We start from the raw sequence: 17,589 nt of genomic DNA, 5'->3' as shown, positions 1-17,589 counted from the left end.
TCTTATTTTTCTAGATAGTTTTTTATATATTCCTCTAATCGATTACATGCTTCAGTCAATGTTTCCATTGAATACGCAAACGAAATGCGGAAGTATCCTTCTCCTAGTTCGGAAAAAGCACTTCCGGGTACAACGGCTAAATTAACTTTATTAACTAAATCAAGACAAAAATCAAAGGAATTCATTTGATCTGTCGGTACTTTGATAAAAAAGTAAAATGCACCATCTGGCATAACGATATCGAAGCCGATAGAAGATAAGCGATCATATAGATATTTTCTTCTCTCTCTATAATCATCTCTCATTGGTTTGGCATCATCGATACCGGTAGTTAATGCTTCTAAAGCAGCTCTTTGAGAGATAGAAGAAGCGCATGTTACATTATATTGATGAACTTTTATTATTTGCTGACTGAGGATTGTTGGAGCAAATAACAAACCAACTCTCCATCCAGTCATACTATGTGACTTAGATAGTCCATTAATTACAATCGTTTGTTCACGAAGGTATTGAGCAATAGACACATGCTCTTGATCGTATAATAATTCACTGTAAATTTCATCGGCTAAAATAAAGATGTCTTTTTCTCGAATTAGATCCGCTATTTCTATTAATTCTTTTTCCGTAAGGCTAACCCCTGTAGGATTTGATGGATAGGGTAGAACAATACATCTTGTTTTTTCTGTGATGTATTTCTTTATAACATCAGCTGTAAAACGAAAAGAAGTATGACGAATATCAGCATATACAGGAGTTGCACCACATAAACGGATAATGGGCTCATAGCCAGGATACACTGGTCCTGGAAGAATTACTTCGACATCTTGGTCGAGGATAGTCCGAAATGTAACGTCAATTGCTTCACTAGCTCCCACTGTGACAATTACTTCTGTAGAAGGGTCATAGGAAAGATTATATTTTTTATTTACAAACTGTGATGCTGCTTTTCGTAGAGCAAGATCTCCAGCGTTATGTGTGTAGGATGTATAATTTTCATCAATGGAAGTTTTAGCAGCTTCTTTAATATGTAGAGGGGTTGGAAAATCTGGTTGACCTATTGTTAAAGAAATCATCCCTTCCTTTCCGGCAACCATATTAGAGAACTTTCTGATACCAGAAATCTCAATATTTTTAACTTTTTTATTGATTAAATGTTCCATATTAAGTCTCCTATCGTAACGTATTCTATAATGATATCAAAAGCGATGATTAATGAAAATACATAGACAAATAAAAAGAGCAGGTACTTGAAAAATCTTTCCCTGCTCGAAGCTTAATATTATATTCTTAATAACCATACTCCCAATCAACATCTTCTTCAATAAATAATAATTGTTCATGGGATGATTGATCAGAATGAGTCTCTATGGATTTGGTTGTAAGGTTCTTTTCATCTGATTTTTTCCATGTGTCCAAATCGATATTTTCTAAAAATGTGACGGATAAATCATCGTGAAAAAGAATTGCAGTACCCTTCATTGTGTACTCGTCCCCTCTTAAAGTGATTTAACAAAAATATCTTAACTTCTTTATTCACATCTTACACTTTTAGCATATGCCAATCGTATAAAATCGTCTAGGACTTTGTTAGATATTTCACGAAATAGAAAAAAATATTTAAACGTTTTATGAACATTTTTAGAAAACAGCTTTGTTTAAAAATTGTAAATCTACTAAACGTTTCATAAAAAAGGTTGTTTAGAGAATAAATACCAATTATCATATTAGAAGGAGGGGAAAATAAATGGTTACAACAATACAAATAGAAGAAAATGAAAAGCATCCACAATATGCTGGATTTTGGATTCGTTTCGGGGCATGGGCAATCGATAGTATCATTCTCGGTATACCTTTACTAATTCTTTCGAATGTTATCTTTGCTCTGTTTGTGAATTCAATGGAAGTTCCTGAGGAATTATTGATTGATCCAACGAGTATAGATACGTTATCTGATGCTGAAATTTTATCAATCGCTGGTCCTATGATGCTTGCTTTCTTTGGAACGATGATCGTATGTATGATATTTAGTCTTTTTTACTATACTCTGTTTCATGCATCTAAATGGCAAGCTACAATTGGAAAAAAACTATTAGGCTTAAAGGTAACGGATAAAAATGGAAAGAGACTTTCTTTCTGGAGAAGCTTAGGGAGATACTTAGTGTCTAGTCTATTATCAAGTATTTTGTTAATTGGTTTCATACTTGCAGCATTTACAGAGAAAAAACAAGCATTACATGATTTAATAGTAGGTTCAGTTGTAATCAAAAAATAATTCCGATCACATCTGTTAAAAAATCCATCATGGAAGTGGTGATCACAAACATGATGGATAACCAAAAGGTTCTGAAGCAGACAAACGAGAGGGTGTTATTGCGTTTTAACATACCCGATATTGGAGAGGAGAGCTTAACGGATGGAACCGATAACCAATAAAGTTAAACTAGAAAAAAAGGGATTGGCATTATATTTTTCTTTGCCAATACTTTCGTGGGTACTATATGATGCTGCTAATACTATTTTTTCGTCTAATATTAATACAATCTTTTTCCCCTTATATTTGCAAGAAATCGTAGGTTCAGATGAAGTACAGAAACAAATAGCCTCAACTTTTATTTCCTATGCCAATGCACTAGCAAGTTTTCTATTAGTCATTTTTACGCCTTTATTTGGTGTAATGATGGACAGAACTGGAAAAAAGAAAAAGTATATTGTAATTTTAACATTACTAACTGTAATAGGTACGATTGCAATGGGGATTTTTTCGTTTATTCCATTTACACAAATGATGTTTGGAATCCCAATGTCTTTAATACTTGTCATTCTTTTTTTTGTACTATCTAAATTTACGTATCATTCCAGCCTGGTGTTTTATGATACGATGATTTCTGATTTAGGAACCAAAGAACAGATTCCGTTAATTTCTGGGTTTGGTGTAGCAATAGGTTATTTTGGAACACTTATCGGCCTATCTGTTTATTTGTTTATGGACGATGGAGCATATAATCAATCTTTTATTCCAACTGGTATTCTTTTTTTGCTGTTATCTTTGCCATTATTTATTTTCATAAAGGATACACCAAAGGAAAATGTTCCAAAGCAATCTGTTCTATCAGGATATCGTGAAATACTCGAAACCTTTAAGCAAATGAAGAATTATCGGAAGATTTTTATTTTTATGCTTGCCTATTTTTTTCTCAATGATGCGTTAGCTACTACTATTGCAATGATGTCAGTATATGCAAATGCGGTTATTGGGATTAGTACTGGTAAGTTTATTATTCTTTATCTTGTGTCCACCATCGCAAGTATTATTGGTTCTTTTATTTTTGGATATATAACGAAAAGTATTGGAGCTTATCGAGCTGTGCGCTATGTAGGGATTTTATTAGTTATTGCGCTGATCATTGCAACGATTGCTTGGAATGAAGGGTTATTCTGGGTAGCTGGAAGTCTATTTGGAGTGGCATTAGGTAGCATGTGGGTAACGACAAGAACGTACATAGTCGAAATTACTCCAGAAGAAAAACGAGGACAATTTTTTGGGCTGTTTGCCTTTTCTGGTAAAGTATCTTCTATTCTCGGTCCTTTATTATATGGAACTATTACATTTGCTTTTGCTGATTTAGGAAATACAGCAAGTAGAATGGCACTAGGATCGTTAATTATCTTAACTATTATCGGGTTAGTTATTCATGCACGTGTGAAGGAAGAATGGTAGGAAAATAAGTTAGAGTAAAGTTAGGTTGTTCATAAGAGTAAACAAAATGTAAATGTTTCGTCAGAGGGAGGATAATTTGCATGATTATTACTTAAATGAACAGCCTTTTTACATACCTCAAAAAATCCATCAAATGAGAAATTTGGACGAACTACTTTAAGAATAGCTAATAAATCCGATATAAAGGATAGGTATATAATATTAGTTAGTCGATTTTCATAACGGAATGAATTTTTTAAAACGCCGAAAGGACAAGAATATATGAAAAATGATAAAGGGATACTTTTAGAAACTGGCACAAATGAATTAGAAATTGTTGAGTTTAGCGTAGGAAAGAATCACTTTGGTATAAATGTGATTAAAGTGAAGGAAATTATTAACCCAGTTCCCATTACTCCCATTCCACATGCACACCCGTATGTAGAAGGAATTGTGGAGCTAAGAGGGGAAGTTTTAACAGTTGTTAATCTTGCAAATGTTTTAGGATATTCGCCTTCTGAAACCCCGGAAAAAGATAAATATATTGTTTCGGAATTTAATAAAACAAAAATAATTTTCCATGTCCATAATGTAACCCAGATTCATCGTATATCATGGGAAAATATTGAAAAACCATCCGAAACTTATTACGGTACGGAGAGTCAAATTATTGGGGTAGTCAAATTAAACGGTGAGATGATTCTGTTACTTGATTTCGAGAAAATTGTTGTAGATATTAACCCTGAATCTGGGATAAATGTTCAGCAAGTAAAAAAATTAGGAGACAGAAAGAGAAGTGACAAGAAACTAATTGTCGTGGAAGATTCTGCACTTTTAAGAAAATTGTTAGAAGACACTTTAAATGCAGCTGGATTTCAGCATATAACATTTTTTGAAAACGGTCGTGAAGCATTAAACTATTTGACGAAAAAAGTGGAGGAAGGTAATTCAGTAGATGAAGTTGCTCAATTGATGATTACTGATATCGAAATGCCTCAAATGGACGGGCATCATTTAACAAAAGTAGTCAAAGATAATGCAAACTTAGCACAATTGCCTGTTGTTATATTCTCTTCTTTAATTACAGATGATTTAAGACATAAAGGACAGGTAGTTGGAGCAAATGCTCAAGTAAGTAAACCAGAAATTAATGAATTAATTCATATTATTGATAATAATATTTTATAAAAGCTTACTACCAAATAGAAAATATTATTATGTGAAGAAAAATAGCCAAGCTAGGTTGAACTAGTTCGGCTATTTTTTAGTTCGGCTATTTTTTAAAGAATTGTTGTTTTTAATCGGAAAAATGAAGGAGTCGGGAAAATAGAGCAGCCGGAATGGTGAAAGCAATATTAATAACTTTCACCAAGCTTTTTAAAAACAGGTTTTTGGTATTTCTTTTTGCGGGTAGTTTGATTTGGTGATGTCGCTTCTTTTAGCCCAGTATAGGTGGATAAAAGTTTTTTTGATTGTGTTAAGGAAAGAGTTGATTTGGGATTTCGAACACTTTGATTGAGAGATCCTAAATGTGGCAATTCCTCAAAATCCTTTTTAGTCGGAGGTAAATGAAATGTATAGTTTTCACATGCAATCAATAAATCTGATTGTTGTTGACTATATCTTGGATTATTTGAGAAGTGTAGACCAATTTTTTTTGCTTTGCCTTCTGCTAATAGTTTATGTAAACTGTCATGTTTTAATTTATATAGGAATTTTGGGTTTGGTGCTGTCTTTGCATGACGATTTACGACAGATATTGCCTGTAGAAGGTTTTCAACAGTAAGTTGTATTGGTGGTGGATATTTTTGCTGCTTATTCAATCGCCTAACTCTCCTTTCTATTGATTTGTACAAGTAATTATACTATTTTTGCGAAAGAAAGGGAATAAAAAGAGCATATCTTTTCTACTATGTCCTCGTTAATGGAGCAAATGAAGATTGATTAACGCCTCTTTCAAGAATAAACATAATTTTTTATCTATTTAAGTACAGAATCCCATGCAGTTGCCGATAAAAATAGTAAAAGAAAAGTAGAGGCATGGTGAAGAGATACTTACCATTGTGTCGAAGTTTGTTGAAATGAAATTTACTTTTAATCGATTTTATCTTTTAAAAAAGGTGTTTTCTAAAACAAAATAATAATTGCTGCGTGTAAGGAATGAAATGGATGGACAAATATAACAAGAATATTACAAGTGAGAACATGATAGCTCAATCCAAATCAAATATAGAGAATATCATTTTTGAAATTATTTTTATGTATATAAAAGATATGGTCTTTATTATGAAAGTAGAAAAAGGGAAAACTTTTCGCTATATTTTTGTAAATGAAGCTGCATTTTTATTTGCTAAATTACCAATTGACTTTATTGGAAAAAAGCTTCAAGAGGTTTCAACTGGGGAAACGGCTGCTATATTGCAACGGGAATATTCGATTGTATGTGAGACAAAACAAAATCATAGTTATATAGATCAAATCAAGGCGGAAAATGGGGGGATTATTCATGCAGAATCTGTTTTAACACCCATTTTGGATGAGCAAGATGAAGTGAAGTACATTGTTTCTATTACGAGAGATATCACAGAGTCTATAATGGAAAAACGACAGCTGCATGAAAGCAAACAAAGATATCGATCATTAATAGAAAATAACTTAGATGCAGTCTTTACTGTTGATTTAGATGGAGTTATTCATGATATTAATCCAGCTGGTTTAAAGTTAATTGGGAGAAGCGAGGAAGAACAACCTATCTTTTCGCTTTATGAACTAATAAATGAGGAAAATACCCTTTTCTATGATAGCTTTAGAAAATGCAAACTAACGGAATCATCGCAATCTATCGATTGTAAGCTAATAAGCCATAATGGTAACAAAATGTCTGTTCATACGAAATTCGTTCCAATTAAGGTAAATCATGCAACTAGAGGTATTTATGTTATCTTAAGAGATATTTCAGAACGAACCAAAACAGCAGAAAAGATACGTTATATGTCATTTCATGATCAGCTAACTGGTCTTTATAATAGACGGGCGCTGATGGAAGATATAAATCTTGAAATTAAAAGAGCAGAAACCGAGCAAGTAGCTTTTGCTTTAATGACTATTGATTTAGATCGGTTTAAATACATCAACGATACATTTGGCCATATTGTTGGAGATCAAATTCTTTTAAAAGTTGCAGAAAGGTTATTAGAGTTTAAAAATTATAGATGTCATGTGTATCGACAAGGAGGAGACGAATTTAATATTCTCCTATCCAATACGAATAGACAGGAAACAGCAAGCTTTGCTCAGCGTATAATCTCAAGTTTTGCTAATTCATTTTATTTGAATTCTCATGAATACTATATAAGTCCGAGTATTGGAATAAGTATGTATCCACATGATGGAGAGAATATTGAAACAGTAATTAAGAATGCAGATGAAGCACTATTTCGTGTAAAAGAAAGAGGCAAAGCGCATTATCAATTTTATCGTTCCGATATGACTTCAAGTCTAAGCAATGTAATATCATTAGAAACAAAGTTGCGAAAAGCGATCCAAAAAAAGGAACTTAAATTATATTATCAGCCACAAATTGATTTAAATGGTTATACATTTAACAGCTTTGAGGCACTATTAAGATGGGAAAGCCCCTCTTTAGGAGTGGTTGCTCCCAATGATTTTATCCCCCTTGCAGAAGATACAGGTCTCATTATTTCAATTGGTAATTGGGTAATTGAAACAGCATGTGAGCAGATAAAAGTTTGGAAAGCACTATATAATAAAGATGTACGAATAGCTGTGAATATTTCTCCGAAGCAATTTCAGCAACCTAATTTTATAGAAGTAATTCGTACTTCTATTCAAAAGTTTAAGATTAAGCCATCCATGTTAGAAATCGAGATTACAGAAGGACTTATGGGGAATATTAAAGAAGCAATTCCTATCCTACGAAAATTAAAGGAGTTAGGTGTTATTATTTCAGTTGATGATTTTGGAACTGGGTATTCTTCGCTTAGCTATATTAAACAATTTCCAATCGATGTTTTAAAGATTGATCAGTCTTTTGTAAAAGATGTTGTTACAAATGCTAAGGATGCTGCTATTACGACAACTATTATTCACTTAGGACAAAATTTAGGAATGGAAGTTATTGCAGAAGGTGTAGAAAATAAAGAGCAAGAAGATTTCTTAAAGAAGGCAAATTGCCAAAAAGCACAAGGATATTATTATTCCAAGCCATTGACATGCGAAGCGGCAGAACAGTTTCTTAGGGGATTTTAAACATGTTTGTTGATTTGAATCATAAACTTATATTAGAGAGTAAATTATCATTGATAAATATCATTTCTGTTACGAAAGAAAGCTTGTGATAACTTAAACTAGTCAGTCAATCCATTAAAAATTAAGTTTGAAGTTCCCTTTTTTCCTTTGTAATTTTTAAAATGTACGAGGTTTTAGTAAAGAGTGCGTTGATTGCATTTTATATTCTTGATTTCCGCGGAAATAAAAAGGGTTTCCCTTCCCTTATTTACTAGAAAAACAAGAGTATTTAATACAATCAACGCGAGTAGTAGAGTTTATTTATAAGATGTATATTCTAACCTTTACCGATAACTAATTGCTCTTGATTTTAAAGCATGCCAAGATTTAATGAAGGTTTTTTTCTCCACTTTTACATTTTTCTTGCCTGATAAGGGATCGTTTAAGTAAACATGATTATTATTGAAGCCAACTAAAACAACAGCATGCAAATCCAATGGAGTTTTAATGGTCTTTCCATTATGTTTCCATGATTCCCATCTATCAGGTAAACGATAATCACCAGTAGTCCAAACTACAATGGGATAACCATTTTCTACATGTCTTTCTATAGCTTGAAATGAATGATTTGTTAAGTTAACAGCTCTTTCTGGAAGGTATTTGTTAACTAGATCTTCCATTGGTTTATCAAATACGGCATATCCAGGATTTTTTCCCGTCATGTCGCCAACAAAACCAATTGATGGATCTCCCCATTTGATAATATCTCCATTTTTTCGCACTAATGGATCTAAGTCTTTTTGAATATTTTTATAAAGATCCATTTTCGTTACTTTAACACCAGCATAGTTTAAGACCATTGTTAAACTAGTCACTTCGCATCCATAGCGTAATTCTGGATTTTGTTTTATTAATGGAACATCTAGCTGGATATTTTTATTTGAGTTTAATACTGGATTGACTACTTCTGTTTTTGGTTTTGTGTTGTCTTCAATGTGGAAATATTCCCAAGTTTGCTCTGATCCAAAAAAGGGAGCGAGCAAAAGTAATAGTTTAAACAACTGCATATACTACCTCTTTCTTGCCAACTCCTAATTTTATCATACGAAGTTTCCGCTAAAATATAAGGACATATTATTACCAAGGGAGACAGGTTTATTTCGTGTTAGCTTATCGAAAATAATACCTTATAAGAGAAGAAAAGCTGAATTAATCAGAAAATAGAAAGAATTTTCTATCATTATTTTTATAACCAAGAATTTATATGATATAATAAGGTTTATTTTAATCTTAGAACAAAGCGAAGAACCTTTGCGTACTGTCTAACAAATGAATTTGACCATAGAAAATGACATTTAACCAATGAAAAGAAATTATTCAATCAAATTATAATGATTTCAAATCAGAAGCAATAAGCAAAGGAGCTAGCCGTTCTAAAAAGGGAGGCTATCAAAATATGGATGCTTTGGATATTTTGACTGATTTAGAAAATGTCATCCCTTATTTTCAAGCTATTTTTAGTGCTGATGAACATCGCGTTATTGGATATGAAGTGTTAGGAAGATATAATGGGGCAGATGGAGTGGAGAGTCTTGGAGACTTTTTTCTTGATGAAGGAATCCCAGATGAATATAAGTTAGAAGTTGACCAAGTAATTTTGACAAAAGCATTGGATAAAGCGCTATCGCTTGATGAGGATGTCTTGCTCTTTATCAATAGAGATGCACAAATACTAATGAAAGACGATGGGGAAAGTTTTTTAGAAACATTATTGGAATATGAAGGGAAGGGAATCAAGCTTGATCGAATTGTCCTTGAGATATCTGAGAGAAATTATCATGGACAATTTTATCATTTAGATCATTTATTAATTTACTATCGCACTTATGGGATTAAGATTGCCATTGATAAAATGGGAAGTGATAGTAGTAGTTATCTTGATCGAATAAGTGAGTTAGCGCCTGATATTCTAAAAATTGATTTATTGGCTTTGCGATCTACTTCCACTTCGCATACTTATCAAAATGTTTTATATTCCTTGTCTATGCTTGCTCGAAAAATTGGTGCTACCTTATTATTTGAAAATATCGAGATGGTTTATCAGCTTCAATTTGCTTGGAAAAATGGTGGGAGATTTTATCAAGGATATTATTTACATTATCCCGAGGCGAGTTTCACCGATCGTAATATTAGAAAAGAAACGTTGAAAAATCTGTTTCATGAATTCATTATTTCAGAAAAGAAAAAACTCTCAACTATTTTTGATTTAACAGAGAAGTTTCAGGGTCAATTACAAGTATTGCTCGTCAAATATAAGAAATATTCTTCTTACGAAGAGCTTTTGAAATTACTTACAGCTGAGTTAACTGATGTGGCTTTTCGAATGTATGTATGTGATGAAGACGGCTTTCAGAAATCAGCGAATATTATTAAATATGACAATGATTGGATTATTCAGCCTGAATATGCAAACAAAAATTGGAGTTGGCGACCATATTTTTTAGAAAATATTATCAAGATGCGGAATGAAAAAAAAGGAATTTTATCTGATTTATATAGTGATATTGAAACAGGAGAAACGGTCAGAACGTATTCGTATCCTTTGAATGCAAAAGAATATTTATTTATAGATCTATCCTATAATTTTCTTGATCGTATGAAATTATTGCTTAATTAGAAACAAGCTGAAGAGATTTTCTCTTCAGCTTGTTTTATTAGGTAGAGAAAGGGTATTAGGAATAATAATTAAGTGGTATCCGCAAACGGAGAAGGGGAGGATATGATGAAAAAAAAGCTTCTTTATTTTATTGATTATTTCAGTATGGAGCATTTATCCATATTCCATACATGCCACCAGCCATTTAACAAGTAGGAATGAAGTAGTTACTTTTGTAGAAAAAGCATTTAGGGCACAAGTATCTTTAAGTAAAGAAGCGAGAGAGATGGAGGAGATGAAAGAAATACTGGAACCTTATTTTTCAGATAATTTCATCTATTTGTTTCTAAATGAAAACTTGACTGGAGAACAGGGAAAGTTTTATACATTTGGGAATGAATTTGGCAAATACTATCTTCCATATTATCAGTTCTCGGAACAAACCACTATTGATATAGATAAAGAGAGAAATAGTATTCTCCTATATGAGTATTATGAACCAATTGTATTCGGAGACAAAATATACGAAGGGGCTTATGAAGGAATTCTAATAAGAAAGCTGAATGACAGATGGCTTATAACGAATATGCTTTCAGATAAAGAGGTAAGATCCATTTTAAATAGTAAGGAAGAAAACTATAGCACATTGGTGTATATGCCGTTATTTTCAATCGAAAATCAAGTTACATACATTTCGAAGAAGAATAAACAATCTCAAGTTTTAACTATCAATAGAATGTAGAAGTTTGGGATTTATTGAGAGGAAGGGCGCACTTTATCTGATTTCATGTACGCCGCGAGGTTCATTCGTATATTCCCACCGTTAACGGGTAGTTTTCTTTATGAGGAAAGATTTAACGCAAGCTTAAGTTTTTCCAAGTCAAATCCATAAATTACATTTCCATCAATTACAAATGTAGGGGTGGAAAAAGATTGATATTTCTTTATTAATTCTTTTTTAGCACGAGAATCCCTTTGAATATCCTTTATTTCATAGTCAAAGCCATGTTCTTTTAAGAATAGTTTAGAGTACTCACAAGGGGGACAGTCTGGTTGCGTATACAATGTGATTTGATGCATAAAGTTCCTCCTATATTTTTTCTTCTTTTAATCATACAAAGAAATTTTTTATCATGCAATTTTTAAAAACTGAAAAAGATACTCGCCTCCTTTATTTAGCGGTATTTACTCACTGCTTTTATTTTTTTATTTGGTTTTTGCGTAAGCTGTTTTTATATACGTTGTTAAAGTGAGAATATTCAGATGAAATAAATAATAAAAAATCGACAAGTTTTTTTCAGTTTTACTTGGACAAACACTCGACAATCTTTTATTCTGTTAGTATTGGCATTTTACACAAGAGGCAAATTATACTAAATTTAACGAAGAAAGTGTATAGAAACATGCTAATAGTGAAACCTATGGTTAACACAAGGTTTGTTTGAAAGGAGAGAGAGCATGTCACAATTACAAGGCATATTAACAAGATTAAAAAATCTGCAAGAGCAGGCAACTGGGGGAGAACCAACTCAACGTTTCTTTGAAGTAAATGGAGAGAGAAAATGTCAAGTTACATTTCATCCAAAAACAGAAACGTTTGAACTAGAAGTATATAATGACAAAGAAAAGCCAAAAAGATATCAATTTGATAATGTTGATATGATTACAATCGAGATTTTTGATTTAATTCAGTAAAGTACTTATTAAAAGCATCCTGCAATTGGGAAATATCCTAATATTTGCAGGATGCTTTTTTGTTAGGCAACTAGTAACCGTCGGATGAAGGAAAGCCCCACTGATGGAAGGCTCACTTTATCTATAAAGCGAAGTATTATGAACTGCAAAAACAGCAATGTTGATGAAAAGTGGAGCGACATAGCTTAAATGTACTTTTTCTACATGAAACTGCACTCGTAAACCATACTAATAGATGAGGTGATAAACATGATGCCAGAAGTTACTTGTCCAGAATGTTCCCATCAAGAAAAATTGGAAAATGTTCTTACCGCACAGTCTAATCAGAATGTGATTTTTCAATGTCCACATTGTCAATTAGTTGTAAGGAATATAAAAACGAGTAAGGGTTAAAAGAGCATTCAGCCGAAAACTATGGTAAAATAAAGTATAAATATATTTTGTGAGGAGTTTTCGGCTATGATAAGTTTGCACAGCGAAGAGTTTTTAAACATCACTTTAAAGGATTTATTAATTCCATCTGAGCGAGTAGCACATGTCCAGATAGGAAATAGTTTAGAACACGCTCTGCTAGTCTTAACAAAAAGTGGATACTCAGCAATACCCGTATTAGATGCTCATTATAAACTCTATGGTTTAGTAAGTACACCGCTTATTATGGAGAGCATATTAGGATTAGAAAGAATCGAATTTGAGAAGCTTGAAGAAATAAAAGTGGAAACAATTATGAATACGGTGATACCAAGAGTTAAGAGCAGTAGTTCTGTATTACATACGATTAAACATTTAGTCGACCATCCTTTTATTTGTGTGGAAACGGAAGATGGCTATTTTGATGGGATTTTAACAAGAAGGGCAATATTAAAGCGACTTAATATTTACTTGCATCAAAACAATCAAAATTAATCTTAACACGTTTTATTCCTTCACCTACTGTTGCCGCTCTTGTCTACCTCTTCATTAGAGTTGTATCCCTCTTTTGATAATAATTTTTATTTATGAGGATAATGTCATGTCAACCATTTCTGAATTACAATTATTAACGGTTCTTTCTCAGGAAATGAATATGAGAAAAGCAGCTGAAAGACTTTTTGTCACACAACCAGCTCTTTCTCAAAGACTGCAAAATATTGAGAAAGACTGGGGAACACCATTATTTATAAGGTCGCAACGAGGACTATCCCTCACCGCTGCAGGAGAATTAGTAACAAAATTTGCAATGGAAACACTTAAGAAAGAAGAAGAAGTGAAAGAATCCATACATGCTTTTAAAGAAGAAGTGTATGGAACATTAAAAATTGCTGTCGCAAGTATTGTTGGACAGAATTGGCTTCCAGAAGTGTTAAAAAGATTTGTTGAACGTTATCCTCAGGCAAAGATATCATTAGTAACTGGTTGGAGCAGCGATATAATGAAATCTCTTTCTGAGGATAGTATGCATATAGGTATAGTTAGAGGCGTTGCTGATTGGAAAGGCGTTAAAATGCATTTATTTGATGATCCTCTTTATTTAGTGGATCGGGAAATTGCTAAGTTAGAAGATATAGCTTTGACTAATCGACCATTTATTCAGTTTAAAAGTGATTCTAACTACTATGAAGAAATACAAGTTTGGTGGCACAGAAACTTTCAGATGCCTCCAAATAACACAATTGTAGTAGATCAGATTGAAACATGTAAACAGCTTTCTTTTAATGGGATTGGCTATAGTATTTTGCCTTCGATTGCATTAAGAAAAGCAGACGAGACACTATCTAGAATCCCGTTATATAATGAGCACAATGAACCGATAACAAGAGGAACATGGTTAATTGGTTATGAAGCAACTTTTCAATTAAAACAAGTACAAGCTTTTTTAGAAATTGTTAATGAGTATCTAGAAGAAGAAAAAATGGGAAAAGAAATAGACCGGTGATAAAGTTAATAATTATGGCTTGTTTTCATCACTTTTGTTTGGTAAAGTAATTTTTAGTGTTGTATATATACATAATGGAGGTTTTAACAATGAAAATGATGGATGCAAATGAAATTATTTCATTTATTCAAAATAGTACAAAATCTACACCTGTAAAGGTATATGTTAAAGGTGATTTGTCAGCAGTCAATTTTGGGGAAAATATCCAAACATTTATCAGCGATAATTCTGGTGTGATTTTCGGAGAATGGGCAGATATTCAAACTGTGATTGAAGGAAATAAGGATAAAGTAACAGATTATGTGATTGAAAATGATCGCAGAAACTCTGCTATTCCTTTATTGGACTTGAAAAATATTAAAGCTCGTATTGAGCCAGGTGCTATCATTCGCGATCAAGTGGATATTGGGGACAATGCGGTAATCATGATGGGTGCTGTTATTAATATTGGCGCTGTAATTGGTGAGGGCACAATGATCGATATGGGTGTTATTATGGGTGGACGAGCTACTGTAGGAAAGAACTGTCATATTGGTGCAGGTGCTGTATTAGCAGGTGTCATCGAGCCCCCTTCTGCAAAGCCAGTAATCATTGAAGATGATGTATTAGTTGGTGCAAATGCAGTAATCGTTGAAGGAGTAACAGTTGGAAAAGGTTCTGTAGTTGCTGCAGGTGCGATTGTATTAGAAGATGTTCCAGCTAACACATTAGTTGCAGGAGCTCCTGCGCGTGTCGTGAAAGAAATAGATGATAAAACAAAATCAAAAACGGAAATTATGCAAGAGTTACGTCAACTATAATTTTTCGTAAAAAGCGTGGAGAAAGTTCCACGCTTTTCTTATAGAAAAATTAAAATCGCACTTTGAAAGTTAATTGGAGAATGGAAGGAAGAGTAGGGATTTGTATGGGGAATAAGATCGATTTAATCAAAATTCGCAGAGATTTGCATAGAATTCCAGAGCTTGGATTTAGAGAATTTAAAACACAGCAATATTTACTTGGGGTAATACAAAATTTATCCACTGAACGTGTTGAAATTAAAACGTGGAGAACAGGGATAATTGTTAAAATTCATGGACACAATCCAACAAAAACAATTGGTTATCGTGCAGATATCGATGGTTTGCCTATTATAGAGGAAACCGGATTAGATTTCCTATCAGAACATCCGACGGAAATGCATGCTTGTGGCCATGATTTTCATATGACGATTGCTTTAGGGGTGCTTGCTAATATAATAGAAAGTCCTCTTAAAGATGATGTAGTATTTATTTTTCAGCCTGCTGAAGAGGGACCAGGCGGAGCTGAGCCCATGCTACAAAGTCAAGAGTTAAAAGAGTGGATGCCTGACATGATTTTGGCTCTTCATGTCGCTCCAGAATACCCAGTAGGAACAATTGCCATTAAGACCGGTCTACTATTTGCTAATACTTCTGAGCTTTTTATTGATTTAAAAGGGAAAGGAGGGCATGCTGCATACCCACATCTAACCAATGATATGGTGGTTGCTGCATGCAGTCTGGTTTCCCAGCTTCAGTCTGTAGTTTCAAGAAATATTGATCCACTTGATAGTGCCGTTGTAACAATTGGAAAAATTACAGGTGGAACTGTTCAAAATGTCATTGCTGAAAATGCGAGGCTGGAAGGGACAATGCGTACTCTTTCTAGTGAAGCGATGGAAAAAGTCAAAAACCGCGTTCAATCCTTAGTAAAGGGAATCGAAATTGGCTATGATTGTGAGTGTACAATTGATTTCGGAAGTGGCTATTATCAAGTGTATAATAACGAGCCGTTAACGAGAGAGTTTATGGACTTTGTTGAGCAGGAAACAGAAGCAACTATATTTGAGTGTAAAGAAGCGATGACAGGGGAAGATTTTGGTTATATGTTAAGAGATATCCCTGGGTTTATGTTTTGGCTTGGTGTGGACTCTCCATATGGATTACATCATAGTAAGCTTGATCCGAAAGAAGATGCTATACAATTAGCTGTGAATGCATTGACTGCTTATTTGATGACAAAAGGAAATTAATTATCTTATTAAAAAAAGCTAATTACAAGCGAAGACTTGAGGATGGGACAAAACAAAATATATAATAGATAAAGACGAACAATCTCTCATTTAGTAGCGAAACCAACTCGTTCCATTACGATCTTTTCTAAAAAATGGTTGTTTTTATAATGGAAAATATAATTATTTTGAAAATCGGAGCAGCCTGAATACACGTAGACTCCTGTGGGATTAGCGAGACAGTCTGAGACCCTGGAGGCTAAGCGCGAGCTCCACGGAAAGCGAAGTGTATTCAGGCTGCGGGTAACAGCAACAAACTTCATAGAACATCCTTTTTAACACGAATAAAAAAGCCTCAACAATTATACGAACCTTTGCAATATTCGTATAATAGTTGGGGCTTATCTTTGGCTGGAATACTTATGTCCCAGCTTTTTTAATTACTATTATCTAAAAGAACGGGTGTTTCCGGAAATTGAATCCCATTTTCATCAAGAGCTATTTTTAATTCTTGTCTAATGAGACGCTCCATACCCCACTGCTCCATATTTTGCGTTTTTGCGATGATTCTTATTGTAATGGTACTTGGTCCTAAGTCTTGGATACCGATTACGTTTGGTCCATCGGTGATAACGGGGTTTTCTTTGGCGAGACGCTCGCAGACTTGATTCAGTATTTCCATTGTTTTCGGTAAATCGTTACACAAAGATATATCTATATCCACTAAAGCCTGCATTTCACCGCGAGAATGATTACTAAGCTGTGTTATTTCTCGATTCGGAATAAAGTGTAACGTTCCATCACCAGCTCTAATTTGGGTTGTTCGAAGCCCGACTTGTTCAACGGTACCTGAAAACTCTCCTATCGTTACAAGTTCCCCAACATCTAATTGTTTTTCTAATAGAATAAAAAATCCTGAGACTAGGTCACTAACTAAACCTTGAGCGCCAAAACCAACTGCTAATCCAATAATACCTGCACCAGCTAATATTGCTGTTGCGTCTATTCCTAATAATTGAAGAATGGTAATGACAAGAATGAAAAATAAGACATAGGTAATTAGATTATTTGTTAAGCTTTCTAAAGTAAAGGCTCTTCCTTGAGAGATAGAGTTCTTTTGAATATAGGTTTCAAACAATTTATTAATTAGCTTCTTTGCCATTTTTTTTATGAAAAGATAGCTTAGTAAGATTAAGAGTATTTTTAATGCCAACAGGGAAGTATCTAAAAGGAGTTCTCCCCAATGAATGTTTTGAATATAAGTACTTAGTTCGTTTAAATAAATCATTTTGTGTTATACTCCTTTTTAGAAAAAATAAAGTTATCAAGTTTTTTCTTTTTATTCCCTCTTGTAAATTTGATAAACT

17 protein-coding genes are annotated in these 17,589 nt (G+C 33.3%); 11 read left to right on the top strand and 6 right to left on the bottom strand.

All coding sequences use genetic code 11. From position 1 onward, the window contains the following. Positions 1-2 precede the first annotated feature (2 nt). Both NST60_RS02500 and NST60_RS02495 read right to left on the bottom strand, forming a co-directional pair. Positions 3-1,160, bottom strand: a complete 1,158-nt coding sequence (locus NST60_RS02500) for an aminotransferase A (protein WP_169188325.1) — start codon at positions 1,158-1,160, stop codon at positions 3-5. 127 nt (positions 1,161-1,287) lie between these two features. Continuing rightward, positions 1,288-1,479: a hypothetical protein gene (locus NST60_RS02495; RefSeq protein ID WP_016200933.1), complete on the bottom strand. Its 192-nt coding sequence runs from the start codon at positions 1,477-1,479 to the stop codon at positions 1,288-1,290. 265 nt (positions 1,480-1,744) lie between these two features. On the opposite strand from NST60_RS02495, the gene NST60_RS02490 reads away from it, so the two are divergent. From NST60_RS02490 to NST60_RS02480, 3 genes are all read left to right on the top strand, one after another. After that, the gene (locus NST60_RS02490) at positions 1,745-2,272 is read left to right on the top strand and encodes an RDD family protein (RefSeq protein ID WP_101730091.1); all 528 of its coding nucleotides are present in this window, start codon (positions 1,745-1,747) and stop codon (positions 2,270-2,272) included. 141 nt (positions 2,273-2,413) lie between these two features. Continuing rightward, positions 2,414-3,718: an MFS transporter gene (locus tag NST60_RS02485; protein WP_341098086.1), complete on the top strand. Its 1,305-nt coding sequence runs from the start codon at positions 2,414-2,416 to the stop codon at positions 3,716-3,718. Positions 3,719-3,979: 261 nt separating this feature from the next. Continuing rightward, positions 3,980-4,885: a chemotaxis protein gene (locus tag NST60_RS02480; protein WP_101730089.1), complete on the top strand. Its 906-nt coding sequence runs from the start codon at positions 3,980-3,982 to the stop codon at positions 4,883-4,885. Positions 4,886-5,052: 167 nt separating this feature from the next. Here NST60_RS02480 and NST60_RS02475 read toward each other — a convergent pair whose 3' ends face one another. Beyond that, complete coding sequence (locus NST60_RS02475) at positions 5,053-5,520, bottom strand: YkyB family protein (RefSeq protein ID WP_341098085.1); 468 nt, start codon at positions 5,518-5,520, stop codon at positions 5,053-5,055. Positions 5,521-5,866: 346 nt separating this feature from the next. Between NST60_RS02475 and NST60_RS02470 the strand changes: the two genes are divergently transcribed. Further along, positions 5,867-7,966: a sensor domain-containing protein gene (locus tag NST60_RS02470; RefSeq protein WP_226752577.1), complete on the top strand. Its 2,100-nt coding sequence runs from the start codon at positions 5,867-5,869 to the stop codon at positions 7,964-7,966. Between the two features lie 323 nt (positions 7,967-8,289). Here NST60_RS02470 and NST60_RS02465 read toward each other — a convergent pair whose 3' ends face one another. Next, entirely contained in the window at positions 8,290-9,012 is a 723-nt protein-coding gene (locus tag NST60_RS02465; protein WP_101730087.1) for a C39 family peptidase, read from the bottom strand. A 389-nt stretch (positions 9,013-9,401) separates the two neighbouring features. Here NST60_RS02465 and NST60_RS02460 point away from each other — a divergent pair, with 389 nt between their 5' ends. Then, positions 9,402-10,622, top strand: a complete 1,221-nt coding sequence (locus NST60_RS02460) for an EAL domain-containing protein (protein WP_169188328.1) — start codon at positions 9,402-9,404, stop codon at positions 10,620-10,622. A 130-nt stretch (positions 10,623-10,752) separates the two neighbouring features. Beyond that, positions 10,753-11,343, top strand: a complete 591-nt coding sequence (locus NST60_RS02455; protein WP_341098082.1) for a DUF3993 domain-containing protein — start codon at positions 10,753-10,755, stop codon at positions 11,341-11,343. A 98-nt stretch (positions 11,344-11,441) separates the two neighbouring features. On the opposite strand, the gene NST60_RS02450 is transcribed toward NST60_RS02455, so the two are convergent. Further along, on the bottom strand, positions 11,442-11,681 hold the full coding sequence (locus tag NST60_RS02450; RefSeq protein ID WP_101730084.1) for a glutaredoxin family protein: 240 nt from the start codon (positions 11,679-11,681) through the stop codon (positions 11,442-11,444). A gap of 378 nt (positions 11,682-12,059) precedes the next feature. Between NST60_RS02450 and NST60_RS02445 the strand changes: the two genes are divergently transcribed. The 5 genes from NST60_RS02445 to NST60_RS02425 all read left to right on the top strand — a co-directional run bounded on the left by NST60_RS02445 (position 12,060) and on the right by NST60_RS02425 (position 16,243). Beyond that, positions 12,060-12,296 (top strand): YkuJ family protein, encoded by a 237-nt coding sequence (locus tag NST60_RS02445; RefSeq protein WP_016200943.1) that lies wholly within the window; start codon positions 12,060-12,062, stop codon positions 12,294-12,296. A gap of 459 nt (positions 12,297-12,755) precedes the next feature. Further along, positions 12,756-13,202, top strand: a complete 447-nt coding sequence (gene cbpB, locus NST60_RS02440) for a cyclic-di-AMP-binding protein CbpB (RefSeq protein ID WP_016200945.1) — start codon at positions 12,756-12,758, stop codon at positions 13,200-13,202. A gap of 106 nt (positions 13,203-13,308) precedes the next feature. Then, a complete protein-coding gene (locus NST60_RS02435) occupies positions 13,309-14,211 on the top strand; it encodes a LysR family transcriptional regulator (RefSeq protein ID WP_101730083.1) in 903 nt (300 codons plus the stop codon). A gap of 89 nt (positions 14,212-14,300) precedes the next feature. Beyond that, a complete protein-coding gene (dapD, locus tag NST60_RS02430; RefSeq protein ID WP_016200947.1) occupies positions 14,301-15,011 on the top strand; it encodes a 2,3,4,5-tetrahydropyridine-2,6-dicarboxylate N-acetyltransferase in 711 nt (236 codons plus the stop codon). A 104-nt stretch (positions 15,012-15,115) separates the two neighbouring features. Then, entirely contained in the window at positions 15,116-16,243 is a 1,128-nt protein-coding gene (locus tag NST60_RS02425) for an N-acetyldiaminopimelate deacetylase (RefSeq protein ID WP_016200948.1), read from the top strand. A 415-nt stretch (positions 16,244-16,658) separates the two neighbouring features. On the opposite strand, the gene NST60_RS02420 is transcribed toward NST60_RS02425, so the two are convergent. Beyond that, positions 16,659-17,510: a mechanosensitive ion channel family protein gene (locus NST60_RS02420; protein ID WP_016200949.1), complete on the bottom strand. Its 852-nt coding sequence runs from the start codon at positions 17,508-17,510 to the stop codon at positions 16,659-16,661. Between the last annotated feature and the right edge of the window lie 79 nt (positions 17,511-17,589).

The organism is Niallia sp. FSL W8-1348 (assembly GCF_038006745.1).
GTDB classification, from domain to species: Bacteria; Bacillota; Bacilli; order Bacillales; family Cytobacillaceae; genus Niallia; species Niallia alba.
This window is presented reverse-complemented; position numbering and strand designations above follow the sequence as displayed.